Below are 15,944 nucleotides of genomic sequence, written 5' to 3' on the forward strand. Positions count from 1 at the left end.
CACTGCTTTAGTGGCACATGAAAATTGTGCACTTACACGGATGCGTTTACTCAACACCTGGTGTGGAGCTGAGGGGCAACTTTGAGCGAAGTGCAGACATTTTACTCATGGCGGTGGAGCGTTCCAGAATAATTAGGCATCACTCTCCAGTAACAAATTTAATTTGTATTAATCGATCCCGGGCAGGCAATACCTGTTGCAATTGATGATCGATGAATTCTTTTTTGAGTGCCTGCAACGATGAACATCATTGGTAATCACGGAAAGCAAGTTGTCTTAATACTTGCATATCTGTAACAGAAAGTTCATGTACTTGATGACTATACTGATCATCGCCTTTAAGGAAATATCTACGCCCCAAAATCCCGTTCTAACCGCGAGCAAAATATCCGCGTGGGACATCAGGGAACAACGGCTGAAATTTTCCCGCATTCCGCTGGCGCCAGCTTAGCCCTGGCCACCAGCTTGAAGGGAGCTTCCGCTATTGATTTCTGAAAAAAGCGGTCCTTGAAAGAGTCATTTGTGTCTGGCAGTCGACCATTTTCTTGACTTCAGCATCTGTTCCCTGCATTGAAACTTTGCCACACATAGCATCCTTAGTTTTGATCCACTGGCGCTGAGAAGGCAGCAACTCTTTTTTCTTCGCTGGCGTTAATGTGCTCCAAGCGGTATTCAAATCAGAGTCGGCATTCGCAAAAGCCATTCGGGACTGATCAAGGTTGTCAGCTTTTTGCTGCTGAGGCTGCTGGTAGGATTGTTGTTGAATGGTTTGCTGAGCTTGCTGCTCCGCCTCATACTTAGCTTGTTGCTGCGCCCTGAGTTGTGCCTGTTGTTCTGCTTCAATTTGACTCTGCTGGGCATCCTTAGCCTGCTGGATTTTCTGCTGCTCAACGATCGGGTTGATGATGGAAAGCGATGTCAGTGCAGCGGCACCCACTGATATTGGGTTATCAGAAGAAGCTTTTACAAAAACGTTTTTCTGATCGTCGGTTGCCTGTGCGGTGTAGGAGATGCGTTTTGAAAAGGCGTTTGCGTTGTTATCCAAAGACAGGCTTTCCATTTGCTTGTCGAGATTACGGTTAAAGTTCTTTCTGTAAGCATCAGAAAGCTGTGCGTACTCGTTCGCAGGTAGGGTCATCGTCACGGTCCCTTCACAAGTTTTCATTGTGCTGCCCGTGTCACTTGAAGTTGTGGAGATTTCAGAGATGGTCAGTTTAATCTTGTCCAAAGCGCTTCGTTTGGTCTGATTAGTGACGTCAGGGTATTTGTCGACCTGTTCAGAGAGACCTTCATAAGCAGATTTTTTTAATAAATCCATGAGAGCTGACTGGGTCATTTCAGAGGAACAACCGATCATGTCTTTTTTGTTATCACAGCCTGTAATGGCAACGGCGAGTAAGAGTGCTGAGTATTTTAATCTCATGAGTTCCCTTTAGAGTATGGATTGGCTTTTAAGAGGCGGTCTGTAATCAGTCCGGAGGGCTACAGCAAATAGCGCTGAACACTGAACGCATCACAAGCAAGAACCAAGGTGATATCGGCAAAGACTGTGGAATCTTTAATTCAACTGATGAGAATGGTATGCACAAGGTTCAGTATCGATTATCCCGACGCCGGAAACCTACAAGGCAGGTTTTGCTGCTGAACTTAAAAAAACCAGGTAAAGTCGGTGCTGGCGTACCATTTATGACCTTTACCTCCGCGGTGCACGAAAAAAAATCCGCAGAAATTCGTTCTTGGCTCATATGTCCTGCTCCCTTCAAATTAATGCAGACCAAACTTAGCAACGTCCGCTCCTGGTACACCGCGGGTGTTGGCATGAAGCAACCCGGCGCCCGTTAATATTAAGCGGAAAGATGAATTAACGCGTCTCCCCGTTTCTCCATCCTCTTCGCTTTTTCCTTTATCCTGCCTCTCTTGCTGTGCATACAGCGACGTGTTATCACTCGGTAAATGCAAAAATTACCGAAGTTACTAGAACTTGCATTAGCCACGGATAATCAGCGTACCGAAACCTGCATTTCACGGGTTGCTATGGTGTTGAGAGTAATCCCTGAACACCGCCTGTCTGCAGTTTATGAACCGATGATTAACATGGTTTTGACTGGTCCTAAACGCATGATGATTGATGACAGAACGCTGCAATATTATTCAGCTCAGAACAGTTGAAATGTTACCTGGGCAGAGTGAAGTCATCACAGCGCAAGTGATATGACAGGCGACCTGTTGAGACCATGGTAACATTACAGCTTGTGTCATTTACCTCACTACACACATCGGCCTACCAGATACTGGTTCGGGGTGTATTTCCGTATCCACGTTGAATACGGTTCTCAGCAATCCAGGGTTCATCACCGCTTCTGGTGTGCCTTGCGCCATAATATGTCCGTTCGCCATTACCACCAGATGATCGCAGTACCGGCTGGCCTGATTAAGGTCGTGCAGCACTGCGACCACCGTTTTCCCCTGAGCCCGGAGTTCGCCCATCAACCGCATCAGTTCCACCTGGTGATTGATATCGAGATAGGTGGTTGGCTCATCGAGTAGTATGACGGGTGTATTCTGGGCCAGGACCATCGCCAGAAAGGCGCGCTGGCGCTGACCGCCGGAAAGATCGGTTAACCGTCGGTCGGCAAGATGTTGGATCCGGGTCTGGTGCATAGCATCTTGGACCCGCGCATTGTCTTCAACGGAGAGGCGCCCCCAGAGTGACAACCACGGGTTGCGACCGTACGAAACAAGCTCCTGGACGGTGATCCCCTCTGGCGTTAAATGGTGCTGGGGCAGCAGCGCCAGCCTGCGGGCTAGCTGGCGTGATGAGAGCGTGTTGATGGCATTATCGCCGAGAAATACGCCACCGGATTGCGGCGCTAACAGCCGTGAAAAACAGTTTAGCAACGTCGATTTCCCGCAGCCGTTAGGGCCGAGCAGGGCGGTTGTCTTCCCCGCTGGTAGGGCGAGTGAAACGCCATCAAGGATCTTGTTTGTACCGTAACAGACCGTCAGATTTTCAGTTCGTAATGTCATTTATCGCATTCTCACAAGCAGCCAGACAAACCACGGTGCACCGATAATGGCGGTCAGTACGCCAGCCGGAAGCTCCAGCGGGGGATGAGTAATTCGCGCCAGCAGGTCGGCAACCACCAGCAGCAACGCACCTGTCATGGCCGATATGGGCAGCAGCCAGCGGTGACGCCTACCGGTAATACTGCGCACCATATGCGGCACCACAAGACCAATAAAACTAATTGGGCCGCAGACGGCCACGCCGGTAGATGTCATGGCGACGGCCAGTAGCAAAGCCAGGAGCCGGATACGCGGCACCGACACACCGAGCGTGGTGGCGCGGGCATCGCCCAGTGCCAGAAGGTCGAGATCGCGGCAAAAACCCAGGCTCAGCGGCAGAAACAACATTAGCAGCGGGACGGCAATCTTCACAAAGCTCCAGTCACGGCCCCATAAGCTGCCGGTCAGCCACAGCAGGGCGCCGTTCACATCCTGCGGGCGCGAAAGCATCAGCCAGTCCGTCAGGCTGGCCCAGCAGGCAGACAGCGCGATACCCGTGAGTGCCAGCTTCATCGGCTGGCTGGTGTTCGCCAGCATTCTCAGCAGTATCAGGCCCACCATGCCACCGGCAAAGGCCAGCAGCGGCAGAGCAATCACCGGCAGTGACGGTACGAGAAGCAGTGCGCCCACAGAGGCAAGGCTGGCGGCATGGTTTACGCCGAGAATATCCGGCGACGCCAGAGGGTTACGAACGATCCCTTGTACCAGAACGCCTGCAACCGCGAGGGCTGCTCCGACAAACAACGCCAGCAGCAGTCGCGGCAGGCGGTACGCCGTTAACACGTAATGATACTCACGCCCGGCCTGCCAGTTGGTCAGCAGGGCGCGCCAGGGAACGGCGATCCCCCCCATTTGCAGAGACAGCAGCGAAAATCCTGCCAGTGCGAGGGCGATAAAAATGACTAACACAATTTTCAACCACGCCTCCTGACCAGCCAGACAAAGCAGGGCGCACCAATCAGAGCAACCACAGCCCCCGCGGGTAATTCGCCAGGAAAAGCCAGCGCGCGGGCCAGAACATCCGCCACTAGCATCAGTGTGGCGCCCATCAGTATGCTCATCGGCAGGACCTTGCGCTGGTCAAATCCTACCCAGAAGCGAGCCAGATGCGGCATCAACAGACCGATAAACGCCACCGGGCCAGCCACGCTGACGCAGGTACCGACCAGAAGCAGCACCAGAATGTTGATGATCAAACGCAGCTTCGGCAGATTCACCCCCAGCGTGCGGGCGGTGCTGTCGCTGACGTTAAGCAGGTTCAGTTGATTGGCCAGCAGCAACACCACCGGTACAGCGACCGCCACCACCGGTAAAAGCTGCCAGAACTCCTGCCAGCGTGCGTGAGATACGCCCCCTGCGAGCCAGTAAAAAATGCCGTAGGCGTGATCTTCCGTCAGCAGCAGGGTGATGCGGGTCAGGGCCATGCAAAACGCCGAGAAAGCGATACCCGCGAGGATCAGTTTGTTTCGGTCCTGGGTGTGGCGAAATCCGCCGCCTGCGGTCATCACCAGCAGCCAGCTTACGCCGCCGCCACAGGCGGCGATAAAGGCGATGGAGTAACCCGCGACGGGCACGGGGCTGAGCGCGCTGGTCAGTGCCATAGCCAGCGCCGCGCCGCTGTTAATGCCGAGCAGTGAAGGGGAGGCCATTGAATTATGCGTCAGGGTTTGCAGCAGCGTTCCCGCGAGAGCCAGGCTTGCGCCGATCAGAATGGCGACCAGGCTTCGCGGCAGACGTAGGTTTTGCACCAGCGCTTGTGCAAGCGTCGGCACGTGGCCCGGCAGCAGGGCGCGAATAGCATCAACGCCAGAAACAGGAATGGCCGAGTAGCAAAACAGACTCAGCCAGAAAATTGCGATAAGCGCGGCAAGGGGCAGCCCCCATTGCAGTGCCGGATGTCTGAGAACTGTCATTTCACATCGGATAAAGGCTGGTGATGAAAGATTTTTACCGTGTCGCTGGCAATACGTTCGGCCGCAAAAATGCCGCGCATCCGCGCCCAGGCGTTACTGTCGACCGACGCCGTCTGCTGTTTTTGCGCAGCCGTTAACATCTGCCACAGCGGGTCTTGCTGCCAGCGTTTGACGATGCTCTCTTCGCGGTAGTGGGCGACCAGCAGCCATGCAGGATTGATCGCCAGCAGCTGTTCCAGGCCGATGGACGGCATAGACGCACCCGCCATCGCCGCAGGTACCTTCAGCCCCAGAGCGGTCAGGACGCCCCCAGTCCAGGTCTCCTGCGTGTGCAGGTTGAACTGCTGCTCCCGGGACGTACCAAACAACACCAGCGTGCCTTTTGGTAACTGGTTGGCCCACGCTGACATCTGTTGTTTGTGTTGCGCCAGACGTGACTGCATCTGTGCCTTTTTGCCCACAATCTCGCCGATGATGGCCGCAGACTGAAGATTTTCAGCGTAGGTTTCATTGCGAGATTTCAGCAGCAGCACCGGTGCGATTTGCTGTAAGGCGCTGTAAATACCCGCATGACGGCTGCTGTCGGCGATGATCAGGTCCGGTTTCAGCGCGCTAATGGCTTCTAAACTCGGCTGCGCACGCGTGCCGACAGACTGCCAGGGTTTCAGATGGGCGCGAACTTCGGGAAGAATGCGCGTGGCATCGTTATCGTCGGCAATGCCGACCGGACTGACATCGACGGCAGCCAGCGCGTCCGCGAACGACAGCTCCAGTACCACTATCCGCTGTGGCGTTTTATCAAGCGTAAAGGTGCCATGTTCGTCCTGAACCGTGGCGGCAAAAGCGTGGCTGGTGACCAGCAGCAGAGCGGCGAAAAGTGTGCGGATAAATGTGAACATCGGTGCTCCTGAAAGCCGGGTGGCGCTGCGCTTACCCGGCCAACGAAATCGGTGTGAATTAGAACTTCAACGACCCCTGCATATACAGCGTGCGCGGCTGGCCTGCGTAGATGCCTTTGTTGTTGTCGTCATAAGAGCGGGTGAAGTACGCCTGGTCGAAGATATTCTTCACGCCGAACGCCAGGTTCAGGTCTGCCATTTGCGGACCAAAATCATAAGCTACGCGTGCGCCCCAGAGCATAAAGCCAGGGATGCGACCAGTACTGCCGTCGGCGCTCTCTTTCACGGTGTTGGCGTTATCCGCAAACTGGCTGGACTGGAAATCGCTATTCAGGTTGAACGTCCAGCTACCCGGTTTATAGTCCACGCCCAATGTGCCTTTGTGTTTCGGGGAGAACGGCACCTGGTTGCCGTAGGTGTCGCCTTTCTCGCGGATCTCGGCGTTCACATACGCATAGCTTGCGTAGACCGAAACGCTGTCGAGCGTTGACGTCAGCGTGCCGAGGTCATAGCGGGCCTGGGTTTCCAGCCCGGTATGGCGCGTTTTACCCCGTGCGGTTACGGTGTCGTTGGTCTGGTTGGAGTCGTACTGATTATTAAAGTTAATCAGGAACAGCCCCATTTCCGCTGTCAGCGCGCCATCGTCGTATCGGGTTCCGAGCTCCCAGGTTCGCGCTTTTTCCGGTTCCACATTGCCGCTTTGCACAGCCTTGCCAATTTGGCTGTACTGTACGGTGCCGAATGAGCCTTCAGTGTTTGCATAAAGATTCCAGCTATCAGTCAGGTGATAAAGCACGTTTAGCGCCGGAAGTGGGGCGTTGTAACTCACTTCTTCATGTGTGCCTTTGATGGCGTTGTTCTGGTATGACTCGATATGTTCAAAGCGCATACCCGGTGTGATCGTCCAGTTGCCTACGTCGATTTTGTCATCCAGATACCAGGCGTGCGCTTCGGTACCGGAACGGGTGTCGCGATCGTATGGGCTAGCGCTGGACGGGAGTTGTCCGCTGCTGGTGGCGGTGTAGTAACGCATTTCATGCGTCGACTCGCTCACATAGCGGTATCCCACGCCCACTTCGTGCGCGGAAGGACCCACCATAAAGCTCTGACTGTAGCGCGGTTCAATGCCGCGTACCCAGTAGTTACGCGGTGAAAGGGTGAGGCGTTTGCCCTGTTCCAGGTAGCCGCTACGCAGGGTTTCGGTGTAGAAGCCCTGAATATTGAATTTATGCTGGCTGTCCGGCTGAAACTGATAGCCGAGGCTTGCCAGCTTGCGGCGCCCCCAGAAGCGATCGTAAGGGCGCGTGGACTGCCAGCGGTCGGCGTTGTAATCCGCGCGCGACAGGCCGCCGGGCATGTCGGCTTCACCGTCGTAGTATTGCAGCAGGCTGTTGAAAGTATGCACGTCGTTCGGCGCATATTTGCTTTTCAGCATCAGGTCGTCGATGCGCGTCGCGCTGTGCTCGCGCCAGTCGCTGCCGCGGGTGCCGGAGTAAAGCAGGGCGGTACCAAAACCGTTATCCGCCGTGCCGCCCACCATCAGATTGTGTGTCTCTTTTGGGTTATTTTGTGAGGACGTTGGGCTGAGCTGGCCTTCCATGCCGGCTTCGATACCGAAGTCTTGCGGAATGGCGCGGGTGACAAAGTTCACCACGCCGCCCACGCTCTGAGGTCCGTAACGTACGGCACCGCCGCCGCGTACCACATCGATGGCGTCCATATTTCCGAGCGAAACGGGTGCCAGGGAAAGCTGCGGCTGGCCGTAAGGGGCAAACGGCACCGGAATACCGTCCATCAGTACCGTTGAACGGCTGGCAAGGCGCGGGTTCAGGCCGCGAATACCAAAGTTCATCGCCAGATCGTGGCTACCGGTACCGTTGTTCTCCGGGGCGGTAACGCCAGGAATGCGGTTCAGCACCTCGCGCATGGTCGTCGCGCCGGTTTTGGCGAAATCTTCACGGCGGATAACGTCACGCGCGCCGGCATGTTCGAATACGTCGTTTTCGCGCGCATCGCCCAGCCAGTCGCCCACAACCGTGAGCGCATCTTCCTGCGGCGCAGGAACGTGTTCGAGCGTCCAGCTGTTATTCCCCAGTGGTTTCACCTGCAGGCCGCTACCGTTCAGCAGGTGTTGCAGACCGGTTTCGACGTCGTAGTCACCGTGAAGACCGTTACTCTGTTTGCCGCGCGTCAGGCTGGCGTCAACAGACAGGGTAATTCCGCTGCGTGCGGCATATTGGTTTAGCGCTTTATCGAGTGAGCCTGGTGCAATATCAATCTGCGCTGCGAAAGCGGATAACGAGAGCCCAGCCAGCGGCAGCAGGCTCAGGCGAATGGCGTTAACCAAAGGTGTTGTTTTGCGAAAAACGCGTAAAGGCGTCATACCTTCTCCATCATCATTTTTGTTGTGTTCATCTATGAGTCGAATGAGAAGGGGAAAAAGGACAATCGAAATGAGAATTATTTTTCTTACAATGCTGAGATATTTACCCAGTATCGCGTAACCGACTGAATTTTCACTGGAAGAGTCTGCGCGATAACATTCAGGATGGCATCGGTATTGTTCAGCGGGAAGGTCCCGCTCAGGCGTAACCCGGCCACAGCCGGATCGCAGCGCAGCACGCCGTTGCGATAACGGCTCAGCGTGGCAATCACTTCACCCAGAGGTTTATCGCTAAAGCTCAGAATGCCCTGCGTCCAGGCGGCGCTTTCATCATCCGCTGAGGTAATTGCACCAAATTCAGACGCGCTAAACTGCAGGCTCTCGCCAGCGCTGACGATGCGTTTTTCCTGCGGAAGATTTGCCAGTAAGACTTCAACCGCGTGTTGTTGAACGGTAACGCGTGTGACGTTGTCCTGCTGGTAGACGGTAAATTCTGTGCCTAACGCGGTGAGCTGGCCCTGGCGGGTCACAACGTGGAAAGGTCTCTGCTTCGCGTCTTTTGCGGTAGTAATAGCAATTTCGCCGTACCAGAGATGGACAGCGCGTTGACGCGTATCAAAACGAACGTCCGCGGCGCTTTGTGTGTTGAGCGTCAGCAGCGAGCCATCGTCCAGCCGCTGATGGCTGACCGCGCCTTTGGCTGTGCGGTAGTCTGCGCGCAGACCTTCTCCGGCTTCAGATTGCCAGAGCTGCCAGCCGCCGCCCACGCCGAGCAGCAGCAGTAGCCCTTTCATGACATGACGACGGGTAAGATGCGTATCGTGCAGCGCCCGGCTGGCGACATCGCCCGGAACGCTGCTGAGCTGGCTGCGCAGGTTTTCAACCTGTTGCCAGGCCCACTGATGATCTTTGTCCTCTTCATACCATTGTTGCCAGCGCGCTTCCTGCTGTGGGCTGACACGCTCGCCGCTCAATACGGCATACCAGTGTGATGCCGAGCGCAAAGCCTGACGGCGAGAATCGGTGATAGAAGCGTTCACAGACCGTGCTCCAGACGAAACAGCAGACAATGTTCGATAGCCTTTGCCATATATTTTTTCACTGAACTGACCGAAACACCGAGCTTTAGCGCTATTTCGCTGTAGGTCAGACCATCCAGCTGCGAAAGGAGAAACGCTTCGCGTGTTTTTCCGCTTAGCCCGTCAAGCATGCTGTCGATGAGTTGCAGGGTTTCGAGCTGACTCTCGCGTTCCTCGGGCGAAGGCGCGAGCGCCTCCGGCATCAGCGCCAGCATCTCCAGATAGGCTTTTTCCAGCGCGTTTCGACGAAACAGGTCGACCATTACCCGTTTGGCGAGAGTGCACAGGAAGGAGCGCGGATCGCGGATCGTCGAGAGCGACCCGCTGCCCATTACCCGTAGAAAAGTGTCCTGGGCAATGTCATCTGCATCAAAGGCGGACTGGAGTTTGCGCGTCAGCCAGCTTTTCAGCCAGCCGTGATGTGCGCCATAAAGCGACTCGAGCGTAAAGGAAGCAGTGGTAGTGGCGTGGTCAGACATGCGGAATGTATCAAAAGTTAATTATCACGCGATTATAGTAATATGAGAATGGTTATCATTACAATTGGAAATATAATTGTATTACGTTGAACGTATTAACGCATTGTTTTTTATAAAAATCTTATGATGTGGATATTAGACGGGAAAAGGAGTCTGCTTTTGGCATGTGATGGTTGGAATGACATCTGACCATGTCTGTTGTGAGTGAGAATCGGACACCTCACTTCCTGTCACCAGTGGCGGAAACCTTGCTCATGCTGCTGGTGTTAGCGTTTATCTGGATGATGCGGGCACTAAAACGACGGGCGTTATTCGTCGTGATCAGCCCAGAACTATTGATATGGAACCTCGGAACGGCAAGCGCCTGGAACAAATACCTGCGGTCATTATGAATGAAGTGTTGGCCAGACTGAGCTGTGGCTTTGATATGCGCAATGAGCAATAGCATAAAAGCAAAAAGCCTGCTTAGTTTCCTGAGCAGGCTTCTTAAATATGGCTCCTCTGACTGGACTCGAACCAGTGACATACGGATTAACAGTCCGCCGTTCTACCGACTGAACTACAGAGGAATCGTTTGAACGAGGCGCATATTAGCGAGGGTGGTGAGGCTTGTCAAAGGGGTAAATACATTTGTGTGTTCGTTTGCTGACAAAATCAGCAAAGCGGCGATCTTTCCGTCTTTTTATGCTTTTGCCCCATTCTGGTGCGTGTCTACCTCTTCCAGGGCAGCCTGAATGAGATATTTCGGTGTGCAGAATGATCTTCCTTCGCTTTTACTCCTGACTTTGTGCGGCTTTAACCATAAAACACCGTTTTAGACGAAAGTGGCAAGCATCTTGCAATCCTGAATTCAATGACTGCCAGCACGGGTTCTGGTATTCCGACAGGAGGCAAAATGAACTTCAGACGACTGAAATATTTCGTGAAAATCGTCGATATTGGTAGCCTGACCCAGGCAGCGGAAGTATTGCACATTGCGCAACCCGCGCTGAGCCAGCAGGTCGCAACGCTGGAAGGTGAGCTTGATCAGCAATTGCTGATTCGTACCAAGCGTGGCGTCACGCCGACGGAAGCAGGAAAAGTGTTATATACCCACGCCCGGACGATTTTACGTCAGTGTGAACAGGCGCAACTTGCGGTTAATAACGTGGGACAGACCTTGACAGGCCAGGTCTCTATCGGCCTTGCGCCGGGGACAGCAGCGTCATCCATTACCATGCCGTTATTACAGACGCTACGTGCCGAACTGCCCGATGTGCAGGTCTATCTGCATGAAAACAGTGGGGCAGTGCTGAATGACAAGCTGCTCAGCGGGCAATTAGATATGGCAGTGCTCTATGAGCGTTCACCCGTGGCGGGCATCAGCAGTCAACCGTTGCTTAAAGAGGATCTGTATCTGGTCGGCACGCGTGAGTGCCCGGGGCAAAGCGTCGATTTAGCCGCGGTGGCGCAGATGAATTTGTTCTTGCCACGGGATTACAGCGCGGTTCGCCTGCGCGTAGATGAAGCTTTTTCGCTACGTCGCTTAACGGCTAAAGTGATTGGCGAAATTGAATCTATCTCCACCCTGACGGCTGCCATTGCCAGTGGTATGGGCGTCACAGTGTTGCCCGAGTCGGCCGCCCGTTCATTATGCAATGCAGCGAACGGCTGGATGGCACGCATCACAACCCCATCGATGAATCTGCCATTATCGTTGAACGTGTCAGCCAGAGGGAGCTTATCGCCCCAGGCGCAGGCAGTGAAGGAGATCCTGATGTCGCTGGTTAGCCGTCCGGCGCTGGAAAATCGCGAACTGCAGCTGGTCAGCTAAACCTTATTCCCGCGAGGAATAAGATGCAGGTTTTTATTATTTGTTATGCCGGGCATCAGACTTTAACAATAGCGTAATGTCTGATGTGCCCGGAGTGAAACGTGAATTTCCAGCAACTCAAAATAATCCGCGAGGCGGCCCGTCAGGATTACAACCTGACGGAGGTCGCGAATATACTGTACACCTCGCAGTCGGGCGTCAGCCGACACATTCGTGAACTTGAAGATGAACTTGGCATCGAAATTTTTATCCGTCGCGGTAAACGCCTGTTGGGCATGACTGAACCGGGTAAAGCCTTGCTGATCATTGCCGAACGTATTCTGAATGAGGCCAGTAATGTTCGTCGACTGGCGGATCTGTTTACCAATGACACGTCCGGCGTTCTGACGATTGCCACCACGCATACCCAGGCACGCTATAGCTTGCCTGCGGTGATAAAAGCCTTTCGTGAGCTGTTCCCTGAGGTGCGTCTGGAACTTATTCAGGGCACACCACAGGAGATTGATGTCCTGCTACAAAATGGCGGGGCAGATATCGGAATTGCCAGTGAGCGGCTGAGCAGCGATCCATTGTTGGTGGCTTTTCCCTGGTTTCGTTGGCACCACAGCCTGCTTGTTCCTCAGGACCATCCATTAGTGAAGGTTTCTCCGCTAACGCTGGAGTCCATCGCTCACTGGCCGTTAATTACCTATCGTCAAGGGATTACAGGGCGTTCCCGCATCGATGAGGCGTTTGCTCGCAAGGGGCTGATACCTGATATTATTCTCAGCGCCCAGGACTCGGATGTGATTAAAACTTACGTGTCACTGGGATTGGGGATTGGGCTGGTGGCAGAGCAATCCAGCGGCGAGCAGGAAGAGGGGACGTTAACCCGTCTGGATACCCGGCATTTGTTTGATGCAAATACCGTTTGGCTAGGACTTAAACGCGGACAACTGCAGCGTAACTACGTCTGGCGATTCATCGAGCTATGCAACGCAGGGTTATCCGTCGATGAAATTAAGCGTCAGGCGATGGAGCCAGATGAAGCGGTGATTGATTATCAGATTTAACAATAAAAGCCCGTGAGCAAACGGGCTTCTCTCGTCGCCAGTATGGAAAAGCCTGGGTGTGAAGTGAAGCGCTCTACCTGGCTAATGGGATCGCAGAAAAGCAAAAAGCCTGCTTAGTTTCCTGAGCAGGCTTCTTAAATATGGCTCCTCTGACTGGACTCGAACCAGTGACATACGGATTAACAGTCCGCCGTTCTACCGACTGAACTACAGAGGAATCGTTTGAACGAGGCGAATATTAGCGATGCCGCTCAGCGTTGTCAAAGCCTGAATGGATAAATGCGATCGTTTGCTGAAATATTCCCCATTTCGCCGATTATTCAGACGCAACCGGTTGTTTTATGCACTTTTCACGTTCGGGGCGTGGGTATTTCCACAACCAGCGGCCTGTGACCATACGCCAGTAAAATAACGCGGCGCGCACGGCCCAGTCGAAGAACATACCTAACCAAACGCCGACAACTCCCCATCCTAATACGATACCCAGAGTGTAGCCCGCGACTACGCGGCAGCCCCACATGCCCAGCATCGATACCCACATAGCAAAACGTGCATCTCGCGCACCTTTAAAGCCCGCTGGTAACACCCAGGAGGCTGCCCATATCGGCATAAATGCTGCGTTGAGCCAAATCAGGATGACTATGACCTCTTTTACATCCTGATCGTGGGTATAAAATGAGGCCATCACCCCGGCGAAAGGTGCGGTTAGCCAGGCAATTGCCGTTAGCCCAATCGTCGACAGCCAGAACACATGCCGTAGCTGGATTTCAGCCTGGGCAATCTGGCCATTTCCCAGACGCCTGCCGGTAATGATTGTCGACGCGGAACCTAAAGCATTCCCCGGTAAATTGATAAGCGCGGCGATAGAAAATGCAATAAAGTTCCCGGCGATAACGCTGGTTCCCATGCCTGAAACAAACATCTGCGTCAAAAGTTTACCGCCGTTGAACAGCACTGACTCGATACTTGCCGGAATGCCGATCCCCATCACTTCCCATATAATGGCGAGATTGAGTGGCTTAAAATAGCTTTTGAAGGGAATTCGCAGCGCGGGGTTAAAACCAATCATCAGTACCCAGATGATGGCAATCGCCCCGATGTAGCGCGAAATGGTCAGTCCCAGGCCTGCTCCCACAAATCCCAGACCTTGCCAGGAAAAGATCCCGTAAATCAGGATGCTACTGATGATGATATTCAGGATGTTCATACCGCCGTTTATCAACAACGGTATTTTAGTATTTCCGGCCCCACGTAGTGCGCCACTGCCGATCAGCGCAATGGCTGCCGCCGGGTAGCTGAGCACCGTTAGCTCCAGATAGGTAAGTGCCAAAGCTTTAACGTCTGGCGTTGCTTCACCTGCGACAACGTCAATAATCTGTTGACCAAAATAGTGAATGACCGCTGCCAGCACGGTAGCAAAAATTGTCATGATCACCAGCGATTGTCTGGCTGCGGCTCTGGCCCGTCGACGATCTCGTTTCCCGAGGCTAAATGCTACAACTACGGTGGTACCCAGATCGATGGCGGCGAAAAATGCCATGATGACCATATTAAAACTGTCGGCGAGTCCGACACCGGCCATTGCTTCTTTTCCCAACCAGCTTACCAGGAAGGTACTCAGAACACCCATCAATAGCACACAGGTGTTTTCCAGGAAAATGGGGACAGCCAGCGGAGTGATTTCGCGCCAAAAAAGAACCTTATAACTCTTGCGTTTGGCATACCAGGGCGTGCGGGAAGCGACCTGGCGTAAGGCAGCGGAGACGTTCAAAGTGGACCTTAACGAAGAAAGTTGAAACCTCATTTCAAATGATGAGGGAGAATCATAAAAGCTGCAAAGTTTTTTCTATTTAAAATGTCTGTAAATGCAACAAACTGTCGAGAGAAGCATCAATTGATTCGCATTCGAAGAAATGAGGTTTGACAAAATTTTTTTCGCCGCTAAGATAAGCCTCCACAACGATTCCTCTGTAGTTCAGTCGGTAGAACGGCGGACTGTTAATCCGTATGTCACTGGTTCGAGTCCAGTCAGAGGAGCCATATTTAAGAAGCCTGCTCAGGAAACTAAGCAGGCTTTTTGTTTTCAACGCGTCAAATTGGCATCAAATTTGACGCTGGCCTTTACCCTAATCAGGGGAGCAAGCAGCATAATCATGCCCAACATGGCGGCCATCCCGGTATATACAGCAGGAAAACCTGTGATTTCAGCCACCAGGCCTATAGGTGCAGGGGCCAGTAGCGTACCCAGATAACCGATCGTGGTGACGATGCTCATTCCCGTGTTGGTCGAGATATCAGGCTGGTTTCCCGCAGCGGAAAAAGCAATCGGTACCAGATTGGCTATGCCAATACCGGCAATAGCGAAGGCAACGGTGGCTTGCCAGGGATGACTAGCCATTGCGGCTGCCAGCAGCCCAATCCCAGCTAACAGACTGGATGAGCGCATCACGAGAATGGCATTAAAGCGGTTACGAATGAAGTCTCCCATGAAGCGAAAGATTGCCATTGTTCCCGCAAAGCAGGCAAAGGAAAGGCTTGCCGTTTCTGTAGTCGCATTGAGATTTTTCAATAAATAACGTGACGACCAGTCCACAACAGCACATTCCGGGATCATGGCGAGCAGGGCAATAACGCCTATAAAGTAGATCGTGCATGAGCGATGTGGCTGCTTTCCTTTGATTAACCGTTTTATTTTTATCGATTTATCTTTGATGATATGTGGATATACCGACAGCGTGATCGCTAAGGAAATAGCACTAATTAAAAACAGGTGCATGAGAAAGCCGAATTGCTTAACCAGATACCCCCCAATAAGACCTGAAATGAAAAGCCCAATGCTCCAGAAACAGTGACATGAAGATAACACCGTGCGTGACAGTGCTTTTTCGACTGCCACGGCATTCGAGTTCATTGCGACGTTCATTGCTCCAATCATAGCACCCAGCAAAAATAGCACTGGTGCTAACCAGTAGATATCAGGTGCGAATCCAACAGGAATAAGGGCGACGGATGCCGCAATGGAAAAAATGCGCACGACACGCTGTGAGCCGTATTTTTCCATGGCCATGCCGGACATCGGCATCATAAATAATGCGCCAAGCCCGAAAATCAATATCAGGTGGCCAATTACTTTATCAGTAATGTGAAAGCGTGAAACCAGTTGGGCAATTTGTACTGCCCAGGCACCGGTTACAAACCCATTCACTAAAAATAATGTTGTAACAGCCCAGCGCCCTTTTTGCGCGACTTCCATTAGTGAT

General features: G+C 53.2%; 14 protein-coding genes, 3 tRNA genes and 1 pseudogene. 5 read left to right on the top strand and 13 right to left on the bottom strand.

Features of this window, described 5'->3' with window-relative positions:
- Positions 1 to 481 precede the first annotated feature (481 nt).
- On the bottom strand, positions 482 to 1,423 hold the full coding sequence (locus tag OGV57_RS03890) for a lysozyme inhibitor LprI family protein (protein ID WP_054528281.1): 942 nt from the start codon (positions 1,421 to 1,423) through the stop codon (positions 482 to 484).
- A gap of 611 nt (positions 1,424 to 2,034) precedes the next feature.
- Between OGV57_RS03890 and OGV57_RS03895 the strand changes: the two genes are divergently transcribed.
- Positions 2,035 to 2,169 (top strand): AraC family transcriptional regulator N-terminal domain-containing protein, encoded by a 135-nt coding sequence (locus tag OGV57_RS03895; protein ID WP_226791653.1) that lies wholly within the window; start codon positions 2,035 to 2,037, stop codon positions 2,167 to 2,169.
- Positions 2,170 to 2,259: 90 nt separating this feature from the next.
- Here OGV57_RS03895 and fecE read toward each other — a convergent pair whose 3' ends face one another.
- The 7 genes from fecE to fecI all read right to left on the bottom strand — a co-directional run bounded on the left by fecE (position 2,260) and on the right by fecI (position 9,819).
- Positions 2,260 to 3,027 (bottom strand): Fe(3+) dicitrate ABC transporter ATP-binding protein FecE, encoded by a 768-nt coding sequence (gene fecE, locus OGV57_RS03900; protein ID WP_003036301.1) that lies wholly within the window; start codon positions 3,025 to 3,027, stop codon positions 2,260 to 2,262.
- Positions 3,028 to 3,984 (bottom strand): Fe(3+) dicitrate ABC transporter permease subunit FecD, encoded by a 957-nt coding sequence (fecD, locus tag OGV57_RS03905; RefSeq protein WP_054528283.1) that lies wholly within the window; start codon positions 3,982 to 3,984, stop codon positions 3,028 to 3,030.
- The gene (gene fecC / locus OGV57_RS03910) at positions 3,981 to 4,979 is read right to left on the bottom strand and encodes an iron-dicitrate ABC transporter permease FecC (RefSeq protein WP_054528284.1); all 999 of its coding nucleotides are present in this window, start codon (positions 4,977 to 4,979) and stop codon (positions 3,981 to 3,983) included. Before fecC ends, fecD begins: the two co-directional genes overlap by 4 nt.
- Positions 4,976 to 5,878: a Fe(3+) dicitrate ABC transporter substrate-binding protein FecB gene (locus OGV57_RS03915; protein WP_054528285.1), complete on the bottom strand. Its 903-nt coding sequence runs from the start codon at positions 5,876 to 5,878 to the stop codon at positions 4,976 to 4,978. The genes fecC and OGV57_RS03915 overlap by 4 nt, the downstream gene beginning before the upstream one ends.
- Before the next feature lie 58 nt (positions 5,879 to 5,936).
- Positions 5,937 to 8,261, bottom strand: coding sequence for a TonB-dependent Fe(3+) dicitrate receptor FecA (fecA, locus tag OGV57_RS03920; protein WP_054528286.1), 2,325 nt, complete (start codon positions 8,259 to 8,261; stop codon positions 5,937 to 5,939).
- A gap of 86 nt (positions 8,262 to 8,347) precedes the next feature.
- The gene (gene fecR / locus OGV57_RS03925) at positions 8,348 to 9,301 is read right to left on the bottom strand and encodes a ferric citrate uptake sigma factor regulator FecR (RefSeq protein WP_032936174.1); all 954 of its coding nucleotides are present in this window, start codon (positions 9,299 to 9,301) and stop codon (positions 8,348 to 8,350) included.
- Positions 9,298 to 9,819: a ferric citrate uptake sigma factor FecI gene (gene fecI, locus OGV57_RS03930; protein ID WP_003036312.1), complete on the bottom strand. Its 522-nt coding sequence runs from the start codon at positions 9,817 to 9,819 to the stop codon at positions 9,298 to 9,300. Before fecI ends, fecR begins: the two co-directional genes overlap by 4 nt.
- A 223-nt stretch (positions 9,820 to 10,042) precedes the next feature.
- Between fecI and OGV57_RS03935 the strand changes: the two are divergent.
- A pseudogene (locus OGV57_RS03935) lies at positions 10,043 to 10,264 on the top strand (type II toxin-antitoxin system PemK/MazF family toxin); the annotation flags it as partial.
- A 48-nt stretch (positions 10,265 to 10,312) separates the two neighbouring features.
- Here OGV57_RS03935 and OGV57_RS03940 read toward each other — a convergent pair.
- Positions 10,313 to 10,388, bottom strand: a tRNA-Asn gene (locus OGV57_RS03940).
- 326 nt (positions 10,389 to 10,714) lie between these two features.
- Between OGV57_RS03940 and nac the strand changes: the two genes are divergently transcribed.
- Together nac and cbl are read left to right on the top strand one after the other, a co-directional pair.
- Positions 10,715 to 11,632 carry a nitrogen assimilation transcriptional regulator NAC gene (nac, locus tag OGV57_RS03945; RefSeq protein WP_054528287.1) on the top strand — a complete coding sequence of 306 codons (918 nt, stop codon included), beginning with the start codon at positions 10,715 to 10,717 and terminating at the stop codon, positions 11,630 to 11,632.
- Between the two features lie 101 nt (positions 11,633 to 11,733).
- A complete protein-coding gene (gene cbl, locus OGV57_RS03950; protein ID WP_016149950.1) occupies positions 11,734 to 12,684 on the top strand; it encodes an HTH-type transcriptional regulator Cbl in 951 nt (316 codons plus the stop codon).
- A gap of 141 nt (positions 12,685 to 12,825) precedes the next feature.
- On the opposite strand, the gene OGV57_RS03955 is transcribed toward cbl, so the two are convergent.
- The 3 genes from OGV57_RS03955 to OGV57_RS23675 form a co-directional block, all read right to left on the bottom strand.
- Positions 12,826 to 12,901 (bottom strand) — tRNA-Asn (locus OGV57_RS03955).
- Positions 12,902 to 13,000: 99 nt separating this feature from the next.
- A complete protein-coding gene (locus OGV57_RS03960; RefSeq protein ID WP_003846749.1) occupies positions 13,001 to 14,488 on the bottom strand; it encodes an EmmdR/YeeO family multidrug/toxin efflux MATE transporter in 1,488 nt (495 codons plus the stop codon).
- A 46-nt stretch (positions 14,489 to 14,534) separates the two neighbouring features.
- Positions 14,535 to 14,642: a DUF5951 family protein gene (locus tag OGV57_RS23675; RefSeq protein WP_219906050.1), complete on the bottom strand. Its 108-nt coding sequence runs from the start codon at positions 14,640 to 14,642 to the stop codon at positions 14,535 to 14,537.
- A 6-nt stretch (positions 14,643 to 14,648) separates the two neighbouring features.
- Between OGV57_RS23675 and OGV57_RS03965 the strand changes: the two genes are divergently transcribed.
- Positions 14,649 to 14,724 (top strand) — tRNA-Asn (locus OGV57_RS03965).
- A 43-nt stretch (positions 14,725 to 14,767) separates the two neighbouring features.
- Here OGV57_RS03965 and OGV57_RS03970 read toward each other — a convergent pair.
- Positions 14,768 to 15,937 (bottom strand): MFS transporter, encoded by a 1,170-nt coding sequence (locus tag OGV57_RS03970; protein WP_003842132.1) that lies wholly within the window; start codon positions 15,935 to 15,937, stop codon positions 14,768 to 14,770.
- Between the last annotated feature and the right edge of the window lie 7 nt (positions 15,938 to 15,944).

Origin of the sequence: Citrobacter sp. Cf087 (assembly GCF_030334285.1) — a bacterium.
GTDB classification, from domain to species: domain Bacteria; phylum Pseudomonadota; class Gammaproteobacteria; order Enterobacterales; family Enterobacteriaceae; genus Citrobacter; species Citrobacter freundii.